Annotated in this window: 12 protein-coding genes; 7 read left to right on the top strand and 5 right to left on the bottom strand. The window is 64.9% G+C overall.

The window, feature by feature from the left end; translation table 11 throughout:
* The first annotated feature begins 170 nt into the window (after positions 1–170).
* From AC07WT_RS35025 to AC07WT_RS35005, 5 genes are all read left to right on the top strand, one after another.
* A complete protein-coding gene (locus tag AC07WT_RS35025) occupies positions 171–1,145 on the top strand; it encodes a choline ABC transporter substrate-binding protein (protein ID WP_494950492.1) in 975 nt (324 codons plus the stop codon).
* Positions 1,146–1,213: 68 nt separating this feature from the next.
* Entirely contained in the window at positions 1,214–2,143 is a 930-nt protein-coding gene (gene cdhC, locus AC07WT_RS35020; RefSeq protein WP_494950491.1) for a 3-dehydrocarnitine:acetyl-CoA trimethylamine transferase CdhC, read from the top strand.
* Positions 2,144–2,260: 117 nt separating this feature from the next.
* A complete protein-coding gene (locus AC07WT_RS35015; protein ID WP_494950490.1) occupies positions 2,261–3,226 on the top strand; it encodes an L-carnitine dehydrogenase in 966 nt (321 codons plus the stop codon).
* A 130-nt stretch (positions 3,227–3,356) separates the two neighbouring features.
* A complete protein-coding gene (locus AC07WT_RS35010; protein ID WP_494950489.1) occupies positions 3,357–3,875 on the top strand; it encodes a thioesterase family protein in 519 nt (172 codons plus the stop codon).
* 544 nt (positions 3,876–4,419) lie between these two features.
* Positions 4,420–13,104, top strand: a complete 8,685-nt coding sequence (locus AC07WT_RS35005) for a hypothetical protein (protein ID WP_494950488.1) — start codon at positions 4,420–4,422, stop codon at positions 13,102–13,104.
* Here the strand turns inward: AC07WT_RS35005 and AC07WT_RS35000 are convergent.
* Positions 13,026–13,313, bottom strand: a complete 288-nt coding sequence (locus AC07WT_RS35000; protein WP_494951116.1) for a helix-turn-helix domain-containing protein — start codon at positions 13,311–13,313, stop codon at positions 13,026–13,028. The genes AC07WT_RS35005 and AC07WT_RS35000 overlap by 79 nt on opposite strands.
* 235 nt (positions 13,314–13,548) lie before the next feature.
* Here AC07WT_RS35000 and AC07WT_RS34995 point away from each other — a divergent pair, with 235 nt between their 5' ends.
* A complete protein-coding gene (locus tag AC07WT_RS34995) occupies positions 13,549–14,430 on the top strand; it encodes a helix-turn-helix transcriptional regulator (protein WP_494950487.1) in 882 nt (293 codons plus the stop codon).
* 42 nt (positions 14,431–14,472) lie between these two features.
* Here the strand turns inward: AC07WT_RS34995 and AC07WT_RS34990 are convergent, their stop codons facing one another.
* Genes AC07WT_RS34990 through AC07WT_RS34975 form a run of 4 tightly spaced genes read right to left on the bottom strand, consistent with a single transcriptional unit; the run spans position 14,473 to position 18,076 of the window.
* Positions 14,473–15,270 carry a lytic transglycosylase domain-containing protein gene (locus AC07WT_RS34990; RefSeq protein ID WP_494950486.1) on the bottom strand — a complete coding sequence of 266 codons (798 nt, stop codon included), beginning with the start codon at positions 15,268–15,270 and terminating at the stop codon, positions 14,473–14,475.
* 7 nt (positions 15,271–15,277) lie between these two features.
* Positions 15,278–15,937: a type III secretion system export apparatus subunit SctR gene (gene sctR / locus AC07WT_RS34985; protein WP_492591822.1), complete on the bottom strand. Its 660-nt coding sequence runs from the start codon at positions 15,935–15,937 to the stop codon at positions 15,278–15,280.
* Positions 15,930–17,240 (bottom strand): type III secretion system cytoplasmic ring protein SctQ, encoded by a 1,311-nt coding sequence (gene sctQ / locus AC07WT_RS34980; protein ID WP_494950485.1) that lies wholly within the window; start codon positions 17,238–17,240, stop codon positions 15,930–15,932. Before sctQ ends, sctR begins: the two co-directional genes overlap by 8 nt.
* Positions 17,237–18,076 (bottom strand): helix-turn-helix transcriptional regulator, encoded by an 840-nt coding sequence (locus AC07WT_RS34975; protein ID WP_494950484.1) that lies wholly within the window; start codon positions 18,074–18,076, stop codon positions 17,237–17,239. Before AC07WT_RS34975 ends, sctQ begins: the two co-directional genes overlap by 4 nt.
* Before the next feature lie 226 nt (positions 18,077–18,302).
* Between AC07WT_RS34975 and sctV the strand changes: the two genes are divergently transcribed.
* The gene (gene sctV, locus AC07WT_RS34970) at positions 18,303–20,465 is read left to right on the top strand and encodes a type III secretion system export apparatus subunit SctV (RefSeq protein WP_494950483.1); all 2,163 of its coding nucleotides are present in this window, start codon (positions 18,303–18,305) and stop codon (positions 20,463–20,465) included.
* Positions 20,466–20,475 lie beyond the last annotated feature (10 nt).

The raw sequence follows: 20,475 nt of genomic DNA, 5'->3' as shown, positions 1-20,475 counted from the left end.
GGACAAGAACGGGTCGCTGGCGGTCGCTTCGGCGGGAAAATGGGGCATTACCTTTAGGTCACTCCTGGATTCATTCAGCACCTCGAGCCGTATCACGCATGTCTGGTGGGCCGCCCGTCCGCGGCCTGATTCGAAACACGCTGCAAAACGTGTCCGTTAGGGGGAACGTCATGAAGTTACGCGTCAAAACCTTGCTTGCCCGCTTTGTCCGCCTTGCCCGCCTTGCTTGCGTGGCTGCCGCTGCCGTCACCGCTGCGCCGGCGTTCGCACAGGATCCGGCCGCCTGCCGGGCCGTCCACTTCGCCGACATCGGCTGGACCGACATCACGTCGACAACGGCGCTCGCCTCGACGGTCTTCGAAGGGCTCGGCTATCAGCCGGTCACCACCGTCGCTTCGGTGCCGATCTCGTTCGCGGGGCTCAAGAGCAAGCATCTCGACGTGTCGCTCGGCTACTGGTGGCCCGTGCAGGAAAAAGCCATCGCGCCGTTCGTCGACTCGAAGTCCATTCAGGTGCTGCAACCGCCGAACCTGACCGGCGCCAAGGCGACCTTCGCGGTGCCGACCTATGAATACGACGCGGGTCTCAAGACCTTCGCCGACATCGCCAAACACCGCGCGGAACTCGACGGCAAGATCTACGGTATCGAGCCGGGCAGCAGCGCGAATGCGGCGATTCAGAAAATGATCGCGACCAATCAGTTCGGCCTCGGCGGTTTCAAGCTGATCGAATCGAGTGAAGCCGGCATGCTGGTGTCGGTGGACCGCGCGATCCGCGAGAAGAAGTGGGTGGTGTTTTTCGGCTGGGAACCGCATCCGATGAACATCCAGATCGACATGAAGTATCTGACCGGCAGCGAGGGCGTGTTCGGTCCCAACGACGGCGAAGCGCGCGTTTATACGCTGACGTCCCCCGATTTTCTGACGCGTTGCCCGAACGCGGGCAAGCTCGTGAGCAATCTGCGCTTTACGACGCAACTGGAAAACGTCGTGATGCAGTCGGTGATGAACAAGGAAAAGCCCGCCGAGGCCGCGAAAGCGTATCTGAAGAAGAACCCGCAAGTACTCGATGCATGGCTTGCCGGTGTGAAGACCTACGACGACAAGGACGGCCTGCCCGCGGTGAAGGCGTATCTCGGTCTCTGAGCCGCTCAGCCACCAGGTCACCAGGTCACTTTGAAACGCGCATTTTCAATTCACAGGATTTAGCACGCATGAATCATGAAGTCATCGTGACCTGCGCGGTCACCGGCGCGGGCGATACGGTCGGCAAGCACCCGGCCATTCCCGTCACGCCGAAGCAGATCGCCGAAGCCGCGATCGAAGCGGCCAAAGCCGGCGCCACAGTCGCCCATTGCCACGTACGCGACCCGAAGACCGGGCGCGGCAGCCGCGATCCGCATCTGTATCGCGAAGTGGTCGACCGGATTCGCTCGTCGGGCACCGATGTGATCATCAATCTCACCGCCGGCATGGGCGGCGATCTGGAGATCGGCCCCGGCGAAGAGCCGATGCGCTTCGGCGCCAACACGGATCTGGTGGGCGGCCTGACGCGGCTCGCTCATGTCGAGGAACTGCTGCCGGAAATCTGCACGCTCGATTGCGGCACGCTCAATTTCGGCGACGGCGACTACATCTATGTATCGACACCGGCGCAATTGCGCGCCGGTGCGAAACGGATTCAGGAACTCGGCGTGAAGCCGGAGCTGGAAATCTTCGACACGGGACACCTGTGGTTCGCCAGGCAGCTTCTCAAGGAAGGCTTGCTCGACGCTCCGCCGCTGTTTCAGATCTGCCTCGGCATTCCATGGGGCGCGCCCGCCGACACGACGACGATGAAGGCGATGGCCGACAACCTGCCGCCCGGCGCGCAGTGGGCCGGCTTCGGCATCGGCCGCATGCAGATGCCGATGGTCGCGCAGGCGATGCTGCTCGGCGGCCACGTGCGCGTCGGCCTCGAGGACAACATCTGGCTCGATAAAGGCGTGCATGCGACGAACGGCACGCTGGTGCAGCGCGCGGCAGAGATCATCGAACGCCTCGGCGGACGCGCGCTGACGCCTGCGGAAGGACGCAGGAAACTCGGTCTGCCCGCACGCGGCGAGCGGCAGCTGGAGCGTCGCGCGGCCGAACAGTACGCTTGAATCAGTGCGCTTGAATCAGTGCGCCTGAATCAGTGCGCCTGAAGCAATGCAATGTCCAGCGTGTTCAGTATCTGAAACCCTGAATCTGAAAACCTGAAAGGCAAAGGATCGTCAGCAATGGCAGTGATCGTCGATATCAAAACATTTGCAGCGATCGGGGCGGGCGTGATCGGCAGCGGCTGGGTGGCGCGCGCGCTCGCGCATGGTCTCGATGTGCTCGCCTGGGACCCGGCGCCCGGCGCGGAGAAGCAGTTGCGCGAGAACGTCGCGAATGCATGGCCGGCGCTCGAACGTGCGGGATTGGCGCAAGGCGCTTCGCAAGCGCGCCTGCGTTGCGTCAGCACGATCGAAGCGTGTGTGGCGCAGGCGGACTTCATCCAGGAGAGCGCGCCGGAGCGCGAAGAATTGAAGCTCACGTTGCACGAGCAGATCAGCCGCGCGGCGAAACCCGATGCGATCATTGCATCGTCGACTTCGGGGCTGTTGCCGAGCGATTTCTATGCGCGCGCTGTCGATCCGCAGCGCTGCATCGTCGGACATCCGTTCAATCCGGTGTATCTACTGCCGCTCGTCGAAGTGCTCGGCGGCGCGCGCACCGCGCCGGAAACGATCGACGCTGCGCTGCACATCTATCGTTCACTTTCGATGCGGCCGCTGCGGGTGCGCAAGGAAGTGCCCGGCTTTATCGCCGACCGTCTGCTCGAAGCGCTGTGGCGCGAGGCCTTGCATCTGGTCAACGACGGCGTGGCGACCACCGGCGAAATCGACGATGCGATCCGCTTCGGCGCGGGCATCCGCTGGTCGTTCATGGGCACGTTCCTGACCTACACGCTGGCAGGCGGCGACGCCGGCATGCGTCACTTCATGCAGCAGTTCGGCCCGGCGCTGGCGTTGCCATGGACTAAACTGGTGGCGCCGAAGCTCACCGACGAACTGATCGATCGCGTCGTGGACGGCACCGCCGAACAGGTCGGTCCGCGCTCGATCAAGCAACTCGAGCGTTATCGCGACGACTGCATCACGAGCGTGCTGACGGCGATCAATGAGGCGAAAGCGCGGCACGGTTTGCATCCGGATGAATGACGCGTTACACGTGTCGCGTGGCGGCAAGAAACACACGTCAGCGTACTTGAGCGCACCTAAGCGCACCATGCATCGGCCGAGCCTCGCCGGAGGCCGATGCAGCCTGCACAGATAAAGGACACCATTGCACATGCCGAACACCGCCACGTTGCCCAGCTATCGCGACACGGTGCGCGCCGAATGGGTCGACTACAACGGCCATTTGCGCGACGCGTTCTACATGCTGGTTTTCAGCTTCGCCACCGACGCGCTGATCGATCAGATCGGTTTGCCCGACGCGGTGCGTAAAGCGCGCAGCCGCTCGATCTATACACTCGAAGCGCACATCAACTATCTGCACGAGATCAAGGAGGGCGCACAGGTCCGCGTCGACATGCGGGTGCTCGCGCACGATGCGAAGCGCTTGCATCTGTACCTGGAAATGTTCGCCGATGACGGCGCCGAGCCGGTCGCCGCCGGCGAGCAGATGCTGCTGCACGTGGATACGAGCGGACCGCGCGCGGCGCCGTTCGACCCGGACGTCGAAGCGCGCGTGCGGGAGCTGGCCGACGCGCATGCCGCGCTGCCGCCGGCCGCCTTTGCGGGCCGCGCGATCGGCTTAATCGGCTTACCGGTCAAAGGGCCGAAGGGCGAGAGCACGCAGGCTTGAGCCGGCCGTCGCGCTGCGTGCCGGCTCGCAACCCGCTTTCAGCGCGCGCCGGTCTTTCGCGCTGGAACTACGAATCTCCTGTATGGACGCCGCCTGACGCATCCCCTAGCCTGAGACTCCTGAAGGCGCCCGTCCGGCAGCTGGCTGCTGCGTGGGCGCCCGGCATGGCGCGGCAGGGCCGCTCGACAGCTTTGCATGGGACCGGAGTAAGCGCTAAAGCGCCAACTCCGATCGACAGCTTTGCATGGGACCGGAGTAAGCGCTAAAGCGCCAACTCCGATCGACAGCTTTGCATGGGACCGGAGTAAGCGCTAAAGCGCTAACTCCGATCGACAGCTTTGCATGGGACCGGAGTAAGCGCTAAAGCGCCAACTCCGATCGACAGCTTTGCATGGGACCGGAGTAAGCGCTAAAGCGCTAACTCCGATCGACAGCTTTGCATGGGACCGGAGTAAGCGCTAAAGCGCTAACTCCGATCGACAGCTTTGCATGGGACCGGAGTAAGCGCTAAAGCGCCAACTCCGATCGACACGGGAGAACCACGATGCTCATGGCAATAGATGGAGGTGGCAGCGTCTCGCCCAATCCGCCACCCCCGCCTTCGGCTCACGACGTGTCCGCCGCCCAGCAGGCGGTGCAAAAGGCGCTGGGCGACAAGTCGCCCAGCGATGCTTCCGCTTTGCAGGACGCCGTCAAGAAGGCCGAGCAAGCCGACGCGCAATTGACCCGCGACGCGCTCGCGCGCGCCGTGATCCTGCTGCAGGCGCAGTACAACGCCGCGCATCAGCAGGCGCAGAATGCGCAGGACCCGAAGGTCGATGCGATCACCGAGGCGGCCAGCCAGATCGGTCTCACACACCAATTCGACAATGCCACGCTCGATGCCGCGGCCAAAGCGCTCAGCGACGGCCCGCTCGTCATCGATAGCAGCACCAGCAACGCGCCGGTCACCGCGGCGAACGCACGGGTGGCGATCCAGAAGGGGCTCGACGGCGGCATGACGCTGACCGAAGCGGTCAATGCGGCGCGCGTGCAGCTCGGCGGCAACGAACAGGACGAAACGGCGCTCGACGAAGCGGCGCTGGCGATCAAGGGCGACCAGATCGTTGCCGATCCGAATCACAAGGCCGGTGACGATCCGCTGAAAACCGCCGCGCAGCAGTTGGCGGATCTGAAGATTTTCGCGAGTCCGGTGCAGGACGCGGCGCTCAAGGCGCTGACCGTCGACGTCAAACCGGCCGCCGATCTGCCCGCCGCCGCGCAGCAGGCGCAAAGCGCCTATGCTGCCTTGCAGAAGGACAAGGCAAGCCATGCGTCGGCCCAGCAGATCGCGCAGGACGAAGAGGCCTACCATCAGGCGCTCTCCGGCGAACTGAACGCGGCCGCCGGCGAGACCGGCAACGACTGGCGCGGCGATCTGCTGCAGATCGACCGGCGCTGGCAGGCCGAACAGGCGGTAACGGATGCGAATACGGCGAAGGGCGTCGCCGATGCGTCGCCAGCTGCCGATGTGCGCAGCGAGTTGAAAGCGACCGAGATTCTCGACGCCGCCCAGGCGGCGCGCGGTTCCGGCGATCCGGCCGGCAACCTGAAGGCCGCTCAGTCGCTGACGCAAAGTTTGCAGGGTCTCAAGACCGACGATCCGCTGTACACCGAAGTGACCGGCGACGCGCGCACCCAGGCGCTGCAAGCCGCCGCCTTGCAGGACATCGAAGGCGCGCATGGCGGTAACGCGACCGACACGCTGAAGGCCGAAGGCAACGCGTTGACCGGCTACCGGAACACCTTCCTGTACAAGGATCTGCTCAGCGCGGCGCTCAGTTCGCCGGTCACGCAGCACAACCTCCAGCAGGTCGGCACGCCCGGCAATCTCGCGGATATCGCCAACCTGCTCGCCGCCGTCAAGCAGGCTTCGCCGGAACTCGCCGTCGCGCTGTACAAGCAGAATCTGCAAGGCAAGCTCGACGGCCTGATCAAGAACGGCGCGCCGCTCGACTATGCATCGACCACTCAGACCATCAAGGATCGCGACAACTACTACGGTCCTATCGGCACGATCGTCGACGCGCTCGGCGGCCCGAAGAGCGCCGACGCGCAGCCGGTGATGCAGGCGTTGAAAACGCAACTGACCGCGCAACAGAATGAGATCGACCGCGAACGCCAGGCGGGCGTGGCGTACGGGCAAACGCGCTTCGATACGCTCGGCTTCGCGCGCATCGATGGCGCGTCGCTCGCGCCCTATCAGGCGATCATCAACCAGGACCCCAACAGCGAACTGGCGAAAACGCTCGAAGGCCCGACCGAACTGAAGCCGACGCCCGCGCCGGTGCAAGCCGCGCCGCAGGACGCGCAGCAACTGGCGAAAGCGCAGCAGGCATTGAGCGCTCAGCTCGGCAACGGTCCGGTCGATCAGCAAAGCCTCGACAAGGCACTGGCGGCCGGACGCAAGGACAATCCGGCGATCACCGACGGCACCTGGGCGCAGGCCGCGCTGCTGCAGAAAGCGCAGGCCGACGGCCGGCAGTGGCTCACCGCTAACGCCGCCCAGCTGAAGGCCGGCGCCAAGGTCGATACGATCGACCCGGTCGCGCAGGCGTCGGACGAACTGTCGAAGATGCAATTGTTCGATGCCCGCACGCTCACCGGCGCGACCGATGCGGTGCAGTGCGGCACGGTGGCCGCGGCCGCCGATGCGCCGCCGTCGAAGAGCGATCCGGCGCCCGGTCCGACCTCGGCGTCCGACTACCTGTCGCAACTGCTCAGCGAAGGCATGAGCATGAAGGCGGCGCTCGTCGCGACGCGCGCCTATCTCGGCGGTCAGGCCAAGGACGATTACGCGCTCGCGCAAGCGGCGCTTACGGCGGACGCGCCGAAATACCTGTCGGCCTACTACCAGGACCCCACCAACAAGGACAACGATCCGATCCAGGCGGCGTCGAAGGATCTGGCGGCCCTCGGCGTGCTGCGGCCCGATGCGCTCAACAAGGCCACCCAGGCGATGACGCAGGATCCGAAGCCGGACGACAAGGCGTTGGCGAGCGCCGCCGGCAAGGTGAACGACGATTACCAGAAGGTCCAGCAGGCGCAGGCCGACCTGGCCAAAGACTCGAAGAACCCGGCTTTGCAGCAAGCCGTCGCGAAAGCGTTGCAGACCTATCACGATGACCTGACAGTCGCGCTGAACGCCGCCGCCGGCCGCCAGCCCGAGGACAGCGCGTGGCAAACGGATCCGAACTACGTCGACACGATGTGGAAAGCGCAGTTCGCGCTCGAAGGCCAGGTGCTGGCGCCGCAAATCCAGGCAGCGCAAAACACCGGCAAGGATTCGCCGGAAAGCAAGGCGCTTAATGACGCGTTCAACCAGTTGCAGCTCGCGCTCAGCGCGCAACAGGTGATCCAGCAGACGCGTTACGCGCAGCAGCAGAACGGCGGCGCGGGTCCGGGCGATGCGGCTGCCGCTCAGGCACTGAGCCGCCTGATCGGCGGCATGAAGCCGGGCGATCCGCTCTACGACCAGGTGATGGGCGACGCGACGGTTACCGGCCTGCGAAGCGAAGCGCTGCAGTCGATCGTCGATGCGGGGGCGCTGCTCCCGTGCATTGCCGGCCACAACGGCATCGACGACGCAAAGGCGCGCTTCGCTGCTGAAGGCAAGCAACTGGCGGCGTACGCCGGCACGGTGTTTTATCCGCAACTGCTCGACGGCGCGGTGCAAGATCCGCAGACCCAGCGGCTCTTCACGGAGATCGATTCGCTGGTGCGCGGCAAGAACGATCCGGAAGACAAGCTGAACACGATCGCCGACTTCATGCACGCTTCGACGAGCGCCGACCTCGCCGCGGCGCTCTACCAGGCGAAGTTCGCCGGCGACGGCAAGCAGGACGGCGTGCTGCAATGGACCGCCAGGGCCAACGATCTCGACGCGGTGTCGCGCATCTATGCGGCGGGCGGCGGCGCGGCCAATCCGCAGATGACGGCGTTGCGCAAAAGCATCGAGGGGCTGATGGGCAAGCCGCTCGGCAAGGGCGGCTTCGGCACCGTCGATAGTTCGTCGCAGTACAACCAGACCGTGATCGCGACGGGGAGAGTCGCGCTTGTCAGAGGTCAGGGTTTCGGGCTCGGCGACGTCAAGGACAAGAAAGACGGCTCGGCGCAGTTCGCGCAGGACATGCTCGACGACGATCCGAACAGCAAGGTAGGCAAGGAAATCGCGCGCGAGACCGGCTTCAAGGACGCCGGCAAACCGGTCACGCCGATCGACATCACCGCCCATCCGGAACTGAAGTTGCAGCCCAACGCGCCGTGGTCGTCCAGCCCGGACATCACCACCGTCGTGACCTCGGACGGCCATGTTGCCGGTCTCGGCGCGCAGGACGGCATGCAGGTCGTGACCAGTTACGACGCGGTGCTCAACGCGGTCGGCGCGGCGGAAAGCAGCAAGGGTCCCGCTTACACGCCCGGCTCGCTGCAGGACGAGCAGGCGCTCGCGCTCGGCCAGTTCGCCGAGTACGACCCGAACGAGGTGGTGTACGACCACGGCCGTAAGACTACGCTCGGCCAGATCGCCGACAGTCTGATGAAGGGCGAGGGCATCACCCAGCCGAGCGGACACGCACCCATCGCGCTCACGTCGCTGTCGATGCAGTGGTGGGACAACCGCGAAGGCCAGGGCAATCCGGCGCTCCAGGCCGCGGTGATGGAAGGCATCGACGCGAAGGGCAACGAAATCGAAGTCGGGCCGGCCGATACGGCCGTGCGTTACGGCTATTCGGATTGGCAATCGCATACCGGGCTCGACAAGGGCCTCCTGATGGCGCAGCCGCACTGGGTGCTCGGCGGCAACGGCTCGCTATTGACCGGCGAGTCCTACTGGACCACCTACAAGCCCGACGATCACTGGTACGACTGGGACCATCTGAAGACCGATCTGGAGATTGCCGGCACGGTCGCTGCCGGTCTGCTGACGACCCTCGTGCAACCGGAAACGGCGGCATTGTGGCTCGTGGTGCTGTCGGATCTGGCCGACGCGTACTTCGCGGTGAGCGCGGCGCAGGGCGCGATGCAGTCGATCAAGGCGTTGAATACCGACCACGGATATCGCAACGGCTGGAACTGGCTCAGTCTGGCCGCCAATGTGCTGGGTGGCGCGGCGGGTGTGGGCGGGTTGGCCGGCCGCACCACGACGGCGATCAGCCGGATCGGTGTGACCGATAAGGTGTTCACCGATGCAACCGGGCTGACACGCGTGGCGCGCGGCGCGAGTGCCGAAGACAAGGCGTATGCGAGCATCGTCAACGGCGGCGCAAAACCGCTCAGCGAGTTCAAACATACGCTGCCGGAGTTGCTGGCGCGCCGTGCGCTGGTCGGCTCGCCTGAGGCGGCGGCCGACACGGCGAGCCTCGTGCGGGCGATCTTGCGGGTCACGGAGGGCATGCCGATGCGCGCTGTCGGCATGGGCGCGGTGACCACCAACGTGGCTTCCTTGGGCTATCAGGGTTATCAGTTGCTGAATTCGAACGGCCAGGCAAGCGCGACAGACTGGCTGCAATTTGTCACGTCGGCGGGTCTGGCCGGCGTCGGTATCGGTGTGAGCCGCGGCCGGGGGGCGGGAATCGGCGACGAGCAGGTCCAGAAGCGTGCCGCGGCCCGTGCAGCACTGCCCAAAGGCTGGCGCCTCACGCCGGCGAACCTGATGGTGCCGCCGGCGGGCACGCTTGCGGTGCCCGAAGTGCCGGGCTTCACGCGTACCGCGAGTGGTCTGCTGGTGCCCGATACCCCGGCGCCGGCGCCGCAGCCTGCCGCGGCGAACGCCGGCGCTCCGTCCCGGCCAGCTCAGCCGCTGCTGCTGCCAGAGCAATCTGCACCAGCGCAACCGCAAAACCTGGCAGACGGGCAGTGGCCGAACCCGGCCGGCAGGCCGGGCGTGGCGCGTCCTTACCAGTTGGTGCTAGACCTGATGGCGCGGCACGACCCCGGCAGCCTGTACCAGATGCTGGTCAAGGCGGGCACGATCACGAGCCCGAAGACGTTCGCGGCCGACCCGCTGACGTTGAGTCTGGTCGATATTCCGGGCGGCCTCGAACATGTGATCGCCGACATTCATGCGCATTGGCGAGGCTACGACCATCGAGACGGTATCGTGCTGGAATCGCTGCTGAACGTGGCCGGTGACCATGCAACGATCCTGTTTGGATCGATTCCGCAATTCTGTGGCGAGAGCCATTATTCGAGTCTGAATGCACCGACGCTGACCATGCACGACGCGGCGGCGATGGACGAACGTGTTGCGGAGAATTTCAAGAAGCTGTACGACGATCCAGCTACGCGAGGCCAGGCCGCGCGCGCGTATCTGTCGTCGACCGGGATCGATTTGTCGAAGCCGGGTTCGATCGGCTTCCTCACCACGTTGCTGAAGAAATACCCTGGCTATTTCATCTCCGAGGGCGAAAAAACCTTCAACAAGGAAGCCGTCTCGAAGATGATGGGAATGAACCGGTTCAAGCTCGGCACACCGGAAGCCCACGCCAATTTCGAGCTGGCCGAAAAGATCGGCTTGATCGAGCTGATCCATAACGACTGGGGGCACCATGGCGAGGCCGCGGGGAACGCGCGGCCGGCCCCGGTGGAGACCGGCTATGAATTCGTCAAGCCGCTGCTGGACCAGTTCAGTCCTTATCCCAACCTGAATCTGGAGCTGGCGCACTCGGGCCTTGGCCGCTTTGTCCGTCCCGACATGCGCATGACGACTCACGCGATGTTCCCTGACGACAGCGTGCCCGGCGGCATGCGCCATGAGTTCGTCAGCGACAAGCCGATGCCGAACCATATGGCGGTCTGCCGCTACATTCTCGACACGCTGCCGAACGCGCATATCGACCTGTCATGGAACGACGTTGGTGAGGCGATCACGCATCCCGACATGATCGAAGCAGCCGCGGATCTGCTGGTCGACTACTCGGGACGCGTTCATAACGGCTCGGATACGGTCAAGCCGGTCAACGCCGGGCAGTACAACCAGTCGCTGACCACCACCTCGCCGCTGATCGCGCGGGTTGCCCTGCGCGATCCGGAAGCCGCCTGGCAATTCCTGCGCGGCGCCAGCGAAACGCTCTTCAACCAGGCGCAAGCGCAAGTCGCCGATTGGACCGAAGGGCAACTGATCGCCGACGGCCGCGCCGCCGACGTGCAGGCGATGCGCGCTATGCACGACACACTGCGGCCCTTGCGTGAGCAGAACCTCGCGCAGGCACGCGCGCGCTACGACGAATGGGTCGCGAAACTGCAGTCGAAGGCGAATGCGCAAGCGCAGCCTGGCGGAGCCAATCAGCCGGTGAGATATTCGGCGTATCAGTCGCCGATCGAAGGTTCGAAGACGCGCCCCGCGCCCGGCGGCAGTCCGGGCGGTTCGTCCACCTCGCATGGCAAGCCTGGCGACCTGAAGGGGCAAATCCTCGGTGGCTTGCTTTCAGGACTGTTCACGACGGGCGCAAGCGCCGCTGTAGCAGGCGGCGAAAATCTCGCCCATCAGCAGGCTTACGATGCATCGCTTGCGAGCACACTGGCGTTCATCACGCGCGGTGGCCTGACGGCACTCAAGACCTACAAGGGCGAACTGGATCGTCTCGACTGGGAGAGCGGCTTCGAGCAGGGCCATTTCAGCGACGCCAGTCTGAACCGCTTCGCCACCTACTTCAAACAGTACGCGGGCGGCCTCAAGATCAATGACGAACAATTGGTCAAGCTCGCCGAGATCACCGAACAATTCCGCGCCAACCTGGCTTATCTGTACGGCCTGGACGCGGACAGGTTCGACGCGCCCGGCAGCAAACCCGGTGAGCAACCCGCGAGCGGCGGGCGCGAACAGCAACGCTTCAACGCGATCATGGCCGCGGTCGGCCTGTATCAGATCAACGTTGACCGCACGCTCGGCTTCCAGGCCTCGTCGGCGAGTCCGCTCGCCGACGGCCGCACATGGCCCGGCAAGCTGTATCGCGGCGCGGTTGGCGCGACCTTCACCGGCAATCTGATCTCGACCGTCCACTCGCTGGAAACACTGCCGCTGCACTTCGATACGCCTGCGCACGCTGCGGCCGCGATTGCGGGGCTAGGTTTCAACGGGATCTTCGGCCTCGCCAATGCGGGCCTCGCCGTGCATAACTTCACCGAGCTTGGCAGCGGTTTCATCGGCGACAACATGACGACGACGAAGGCGCCCCTGCGCTGGCTGCAGACGGGGTCGATGATGGGGTTGCCAGTGGCTTCGGCGTTCTGGGCCGGCAACGATGTGATCAACCATGCCCTGATGAACCCGACTCTGCCGAATATCGCCGTGGCCGCGTTCGATGCGGCGCTCGATCTCGCCTTCGGCAAATTCACCTACGACGCCGCGAAGAATACCGGCAACAAAGGCGCATGGCGCAGTCCGGTCGCGGGTCCGGGCGCGCTCGCCAAGCCGCAATATCTGTTCGCCGCCGCGCTGATCGCGCGGATGGTCATGCAATTGGCGTATGGATCCGGCGGTGCGCCGTCCAGTGCGCAGCCTTCTCAGGCGCCGGGCACGAACCAGAATAATCAGCAGCAGCCGGGGCAGGGTGGCACACCGCCGTCGACGCCCAATCCCAACCCGACGGCGAGCCCAGCGCCTACGCAAACGGCATCTGCACCGCCGTCGACCCCGACCCCGACCCCGACCCCGACCCCGACCCCGACCCCGACCCCGACCCCGACCCCGACCCCGACCCCGACCCCGACCCCGAAGCCAGGCAGGCCGTCCGCGCAGCCCTCGCAATCTCCGGCGCATCCGACTGCCGTCACACATCGGGTCGGAGCCAGTGAAACATTGACGATGGTGGCCGATAGTTATCAGGGCGGCTTATTGACTCGAGCGGAGGGTAAGGACACCTCTCTGTCGATGCGGCAGAAAGAACATCTCGCCCTGATGCGGCTGCTCGAATTGAATTCGACAGTGCCGGCCAATCCGGACACGGATCCGGTAACTGGCGACACGCTGACTGTCGGCTATGCCGACCCTCAGGGCTCGCTGTTGCCCTGGCAGGCACCGGACACCGTGCCGAGCGAATGGAAATTTGTCGATGCGCAGCCGGGCGACTCGCTGGCCAGCATCGGTGCGGACCATCATCTGCTCTTTGATCAGATACTCAATCTGAATCCGCAATTCCGTGCGGACTTCAACATGATCGGGATCGGCGACGAAGTTCGAACGAAGTGACGTATTGAGGCAGGCATGCTGTCTCCTTTCCCACCCCGACGCCCGATATCTGGGCGCGCGGGCCGTTCGTCGTGGCAACGGTCGCCAATCACCGGCTCCAGATCCTTTCCGGCCCGTCTTTCAAGCCGCCGCAGGTGCGCACTGATCGCGAATTGAGTCAGATGCAAACGGCTCGCTGCGCGCGTGAAAGCCGCCCTCTTGAGCGACACTAACGAAAGATCGGAGCAGAATGGCGTCAAACATGATTCGTTCGAAGAGGTCTTTGGGAGTCCGACGGTATTACTTTGTTTTCAAATCGACGAGAATATGTTGAGATAGTGTGACTAGAGCGTCGGGTCGATGAAGGCGCAAGGCAGTCGTGCAACGATAGCGGTTCGTCGGCATGCGTCATGTTCACGCCGCCTTCGGTTGCCGCTTTTCTCTCACGTTCACCGGAGCAGTCAAATGCATGGCTTTTCGGTACCGTCGATCGATATGGAACGCTATCCGGTGGGCGAGCAGCCCGCCGTAACGGGCGCCGGCGACCCGCCGGAGCTGATCTGGCACAAGGACCGCGATCTCGCGGCCGATTCCGCTGCGCGCCGCTCGGGCGCGCAGTCGCATCTGATCCGGGAACTCGCATCCGCGGCCACGCCGGCGGAGCGCATGCGGCTGTTCGCGGGTTTGCTGCGCATCATCGGCTTCAACACGGTGGCCTACGTGACGTTGCAGGTCGTCAATGAGCGCGTGGCACGCGCCTTCATGGTGGAGGGGCTGGTACCGGCGCAATTTCGCGGCAACTACTTCCACGAACGCTACTTCGAAGTCGATCCGCGGCTCGTTATCGGCCGTGTGCATACGCCGCCGGTCGTGTGGGACCTTTCGCAGCTGAACAAGGCATGCCGCAGCCGCGGACGCGATCCGCGCGCGAATCGCTTTCTGCAGGAAATGGACGCCGACGGCATGCGTTCGGGCATCATGCTCGGCCTGCCGGTTCCGTCGACCGATCTTCAGGTGATCGTCAGTTTCACGTCGATGAACCCGAAACTCGCGTGGATCGACAGCAGCATTCTCGCTCAGACGCTTGGGCTCGGCCTGTCGCTTCATCAGCTTGCCGCCGGATACCGGCGCACCCTTGCGCAGCAGTTCGTGGCGACGGCGGTGTCGGAAAGGCAGCGGGAGATTCTGCTGTGCATCGCGTCCGGCCTGTCGGACAAGCAGATCGCGTTGCGGCTGCATACGAGCGTGCACAACGTCGACTATCACTTGCGGCTGCTGCGCAAAACGTACGGTGTCGGCAATCGTGCGGAACTTGCGTATCTGGCGGGACGTCTGCGGCTGAATTGACAGCCTGCATTGATGCATGCGGTGGCCGCTTGCCGGCGCGATCTAATGCGCGGCAAGCGTCGTCTCGTTCAGGCAGCGCGTGCACCAGCGGTTGGGATCGTCGGCGCAACGTACCGTGATGAACTGCCGTGCGTCCGGCGTGCGGCATGGTTGCCGGACCGGTGCGCGTTGGGCGGTTTTGCGCGGCGGGGCGGCTTGCGCGATGGATGCTTCGGCTGCATCGGGCGCGGCGGTGCGCACCGCCTCGACAGGTCGCGCCGCCGAGTCCGGCCCGCGTGCCGCTTGCCGCGCATTCGTATAAGCGCCGGCAATCACGCGCGCCACGTAACCTTCCCGATACCCGGTCGAAAAATTGCCGCTGTAGTAGCAGGAAAACGCCCCGCGCAATGCGCCTTGCTCGTCGCGTGTCTGCCCCGCCGAACGCGCGAAGCATTGCGCCAGAATTGCGCCGCTCGCGCGCAGATTGCGGCACGGCTCGAAAATCGTTTCGATGGTTTCGCCGAAGCGCTGCAAATTGCGCACGTTGATCTGTCCGAGCCCGAGACTGAAATCGAAGCCGCGCGCCGCGAGCGCATGTGCGGTCGCCACGGCTTCGCCGTAGTCGCGCGGCTGGCGTTTCAGATGGCCGCCGACCACGCCGATCGCATACGGATTGAAACTCGACTCGACACGCACGATCGCCGCCAGCGTCTGCGTGTCGACATGCGGCGCGCAGGTCTGCGCGAGTTCGGCAAAGCTCGCCGACGCCGCACCGTTCTGCTGTGCGGCCGCGGCGAGCGGCAGCGCAGCGGCGGCGAGCACCGTTGTGGCTAGCCACACGAACCCGCGCACGGCACTCATCGCGGCCTCAGCGATACGACAGGATCAGCCCGTGAATCAGCACGGACCAGCCGTCGAGCGTGACGAACAGCAGCAGCTTGAACGGCACGGAAATGGTGGTCGGCGCGATCATCTGCATGCCGAGCGCGAGCAGTACATTGGCTACCACCAGATCCACCACCACGAACACCAGATACAGCACGAAGCCGATCTGGAACGCCTTCATCAACTCGCTTAGCGTGAAGCTCGGCACCAGCACCAGCAGGTCGTCCTGTTGCAGATTCTTCGCGCGCGCCGCGGGCCATACGCTAGTGGCCGAGCGCACGAAGAAGCTGCGTTCGCGCTCCTGCGTGTGCTGCATCATGAAAGTCTTGATGGGCGGCGCGGCGGCGTCGAACAATTGCAGCACGTCCTGCACGTTCATCTGGCTGCCGACCGAGAAATTCTGCTGCTTCAGGTTGTCGCCGATATCCATGCCGACCGGCGCCATGATGTACACCGACAGAATCAGCGCAATGCCGTTCAGCACGATATTCGGCGGCACCTGCTGGATGCCGAGCGCGCTGCGCAACAAGCCGAACACGACGACGAGCTTGGTGTAGCTCGTCACCATCAACGCCGCGAACGGAGCGATGCCGAGCGCGGCGAGCAGCGCCACCATCGCGATGGGATTCGGCAGATTACCCATCGCGATGGTCCGGCGTTTTTGCGTGCGTTGGTGCGTGCGTTGGCGTTGGTGTTGGCGTTTGCGCGGTCCCCGGCGCGAGTTCCGCGACCCGCACGCCGAGCTTGTTGCCGACCGCGATCAGATGCCCGTGTCCGACCAGCATGCCGTTCGCGAGGATGCGGATCACGCCCTGGTTCAGCGGCTGCTCGAGCTCAAGCACGAAGCCCGGTCGCAACGCCTTGAGCTGCGCGAGCGTCAGCGTGCGCCGTTCGAGCTCGAAGCTCGTGGTGACTTCGAGCGAGTCGAGCGGCAGCGCGGCGGCGGCTTTGGTGCCGCCAGTGTCGCTAGCGTCATTGGTAGCGCCGGCCGGCGCGGCGTGCTGATCCGGCGTTGGCGTGGTTGCGGTCACGGCGTTCCCCTGAATCTGTTCGATGGTGATGGTGGCGCCCAGCACGCGTGCGTTTAACGTGATGCCCGGCGAACCGGGTGTTCTGGCGTGGCAGGTCAAACCCGTGCCGGCCGACTTCCAGCGCTCGATCGCGATGATGTCGCCTTGCTGCAAGCCGTTCAGTTCCTGTTGCGCGAGGCGCGTCGTGCCGATGCAAAACGACAGCGGCACCGGAAGCATGTCGAAATCGTGCGGGCCGAGCGTGGGCGGCGGCGGATCGGCGGGGCAGGCGAGCGCGAGAAATCGGGCGTCGTCGAATTGCAGTGCGCCGTGCGTGCGCCAGTCGGCGGCGCCCGGGCTAACCTTGCTGACCGAAAAACGGAGTTCGGCGCCAGCGTCGGTCGCGCCGGGCGCTTCGCCGTGTTCGGGCGCGAACAGCACCGCGTCGTGCCGCGTCAGCCGCGCGAGCGCGTTGCAGACGGGCGCCAACGCATCGGCAACCAGCGCGCAGCGAATCGCCTCGGGCACGGCCGGATCGGCCGCGTCGCCGATCAGCTCGGGCTCGGCGAGCGCCTCCAGCAGCAGCCAGCCGGATGCCGGGCCGAGGCGAAAGCGGTAGCGGCGCGGCGCGCCTTCGGCGAGCCGCGCGTTGAAGTCCCAGCGCAGCGCGTAAGCGGCGCCGCCGGCTTCGAGTGCGAACGGGCGCGGCCATGCATAGGCGCGCCGCAATGCGCGCGCGGCCTCGGGCGCGAGCCGCGGCAGCAGCGTGCTATCGCCGAGCGCGCTGACGGATGAAGCGGGGAGCGTCTTCGCGTGCACAGCGGCGGATAACGGCGCGTGCAACGGCGTGTGCAACGGCGTGTGCAACGGCGTGTGCAACGGCGCGGCATCGCTATCGAACGCCTGCGGTTCGCGCATCGTCGCGGGACCGTTCATCGCGCGTCGTGCTGACCGGCCAGATACGCGAGATGCACGCGGTTCTGCGCGCCATAGCGTTTCTTCAGCAGTCGCAAGTGATAATCGACGTTATGCGTCGACATCTGCAATTGATCGGCGATCTGTTTGTCGCTCATGCCTTGGGTCAGCGCGGTCAGGATGCGGCGCTGCACGTGCGAAATCGGCTTGTTGCGCGGCGGCGCTTCGTCGAGCGAGGCCGCATGGCTCAACAGATATTCGTGCAGCGCGAGGCCCAGCGCATAGGCCTGGCCAATGACGCGGTCGCCGATCCAGTGCTTCGACAGATTGGCGCAACTGAAATTGATCACGCTCTGGTGCGGACTCGACGGACTCGCAAGCCCGAACGTGATGCCGCTGCGCAATCCGGCTTCATGCGCGTCGTCGAGCAGATGCCGCAGACGCGGTTCGACGGTTTGCACCGCATCGCCATAAGGCGCTTGCGCGAGCGACGTGAGGTCCCACACCAGCGGCCATTCGTAGCGGCACGCGAAGGCGATGCGCGGATCCACTTCGATATAGCGCTGAGCAACATAACGGTCGGGCCAGCCGGGCGCGGCGTATTCGCGTACATACAGCGCGCGCGTGATGAGGTCGCCGGCTCGCGCGAGCCGCCAGTAGCACAGCCAGTCGAAGCCGATCGCGCCGAGCATCGTGCCGATCAGCAGGCGCCGTTGCGCCGGGCTGCGCGCGCCGCTCAGTTCGTCGGCGACTGCCGAGCGTGCGGCCGGCAACGGCTTGCTGGCGAGGTCGGCGATACAGCGCTGCCTGCCGTCCAGCATCACGTAGCTATCTTCGGCGCGTTGGCTCGATTTCAAGCTTTCCTCCAGGTCCGGATGCGTGACCCCAATGTAATGTCGAACGCGGACGCGGAACACTACAGCGTTTCGTAGTGCGGCGTGAAATGAACGCGTTCAAACCACCGGATCCCACGAGTTTTCCAGGCACTGCCACGACAGGGTTTCTCTAAACTGACTGCACCATTGGCTTTCATGGAGCGCTGTTCCGCAACTCGCCGAAGGCGGCTGCGAAGGACACACGTTCATGCCTTTCGATACGGTCAACAAGCTCTGGCGCGGCACGCTGGGAGTGGGGTGGCGCGAACGCGGCGCCCGCTTCTCGCTCGCGCGCAACTACGACTTGCTGCTGGCGCTGTTCGTCGCGGCGGTGGTCGCGCTATTCGTGCTGCCGTTGCCGACCGTGGTGCTCGACGGCCTGATTTCGCTGAACCTGGCGTTGAGCATCCTGCTCCTGACAGTGTCGACGTACCTGCCGTCCGCCGTGAGCTTTTCATCGTTTCCCGCGCTGCTGCTGTTCACCACGCTGCTGCGGCTCGCACTGAACATCGCTTCGTGCAAGCTGATTCTGTTGCAGGCGAATGCAGGACATGTCATTGATACCTTCGGGCGTCTGATCGTCGGTAATAACTTCGTGGTCGGCGGTGTGGTGTTTCTGGTGATCGCGATCGTGCAGTTCATCGTGATTGCGAAGGGCTCCGAACGCGTCGCGGAAGTGGGCGCGCGTTTCTCGCTCGATGCGATGCCCGGCAAACAGATGAGTATCGACGCCGATCTGCGCGCCGGCATCATCACGTCGGACGAAGCGAAGCGGCGCCGCGAATTGCTCGAACAGGAATCGCAACTGCATGGCGCAATGGACGGCGCGATGAAGTTCGTCAAGGGCGATGCGATCGCGGGCATCATCATCGCGTTCATCAATATTCTGGCGGGCATCGCGGTCGGCACGCTGATGCACGACATGAGCGTGTCGCAGGCTTTGCACCGGTATGCGGTGCTGACCGTCGGCGACGGCATGGCTTCGCAAATTCCGTCGCTGCTGGTGTCGATCGCGGCGGGTGTGGTGACCACACGGGTTGCGTCGCGCGACGCGCAGGAGCGGCACCTCGGTGAACAGATCGGCACGCAGATCACCAATCATCCGCGCGCGATGCTGATCGCCGGTGTGATCGTTCTCGCCTTCGTGCCGGTGGCGGGTTTTCCGAAGTGGTCGTTTCTGCTGCTGGCGGGCGGCATGATCTCGGGCGGCGTATTCCTGATGCGGCGGCGCAAGACGGTGCCCGCACTGAATCTGATCACGCTCGCGGATGCGCCCGCCGACAGCGAAGCGGGCATTGGCGCGGGCGGCTCGCTGGTGCATCCGCTCGGCATGACGGCGCTGCTCGCGGTGGTGTTCGCCCGCGATCTGCGCGCGCATCTGAACCTCGTGCAATTGCAGGCGGCGCTCTCCGAAGCGAAAGCGCGCGTCGACGTCGATCTGGGCCCGGTGTTTCCGCGCATGAACCTGCGTTTCGATCCGGCGCTCGCGCAGCACAGCTATCGGATTCTGTTGCAGGACGTGATTGCGTCGACGGGCTATCTGCGTCCCGGTCTGCTGTTATGGGACGGCACGTCGCCGCTGCCGGCCGATCTCGAACGCGAAGCGGGTGAGCCGTTCGGGCCGTTCACGCAGCCGGTGTGGATTGCCGCTCACGCGTCGCCACCGGGCGGCCGCGCGGGGCACGTGTCCCACAGTGGGAATCTCACGCACGAACAGGTGCTCGCGCAGCATCTGGAGTCGATCGTGCGCGCGAATCCTGCCGCGCTGATCGGGATTCAGGAGACGCAGGCACTGGTGCATCTGGCGCGCCGCGACCATCCGGAACTGATCGCCGAACTCACGCGCATCGTGCCCTTGCAGCGGATTACCGAAGTGCTGCGGCGCTTGTTGCTCGAACACATTCCGATCCGCAATCTGCGGGTGATTTTCGAAAGCCTCATTACGTGGGCGCCGAAAGAACCCGACGACACCATCGCGCTGGTCGAGCAGGTGCGCGTCGACCTCAAACGGATGATCACCGACCGCTATTGCGGCGTGAGCCGCAGCCTCGATGTCGTGCTGTTCGAGCAGAGCTTGCAGGACCGCGTGCAGGCGGCGATCACGAAGACGCCGCAAGGCGTGTTTCTCGGCCTCGCGCGCGACGTGAAGGACAACGTCGGCGAACAGACCCGCGCGGTGATGGAGTCGCTGCGCAGCGGCGCGCGCGAGGGGCGTGAACGGCGCGTCGGCGTGCTGGTGCCGATGGCGGTGCGCTTCTATGTGAAGTCCGTGCTCGAGCCGGTGCTGCCCGATGTGCCGGTGCTGTCGTATCAGGAGATCGAGGAGGACGTGCGGCTGCATACGATCGGCTGGGTGAAAAACCCGGCATGAACCCGGCATG

The sequence above is a fragment of the Paraburkholderia sp. GW821-FHT02A12 genome, assembly GCF_059422005.1.
This window is presented reverse-complemented; position numbering and strand designations above follow the sequence as displayed.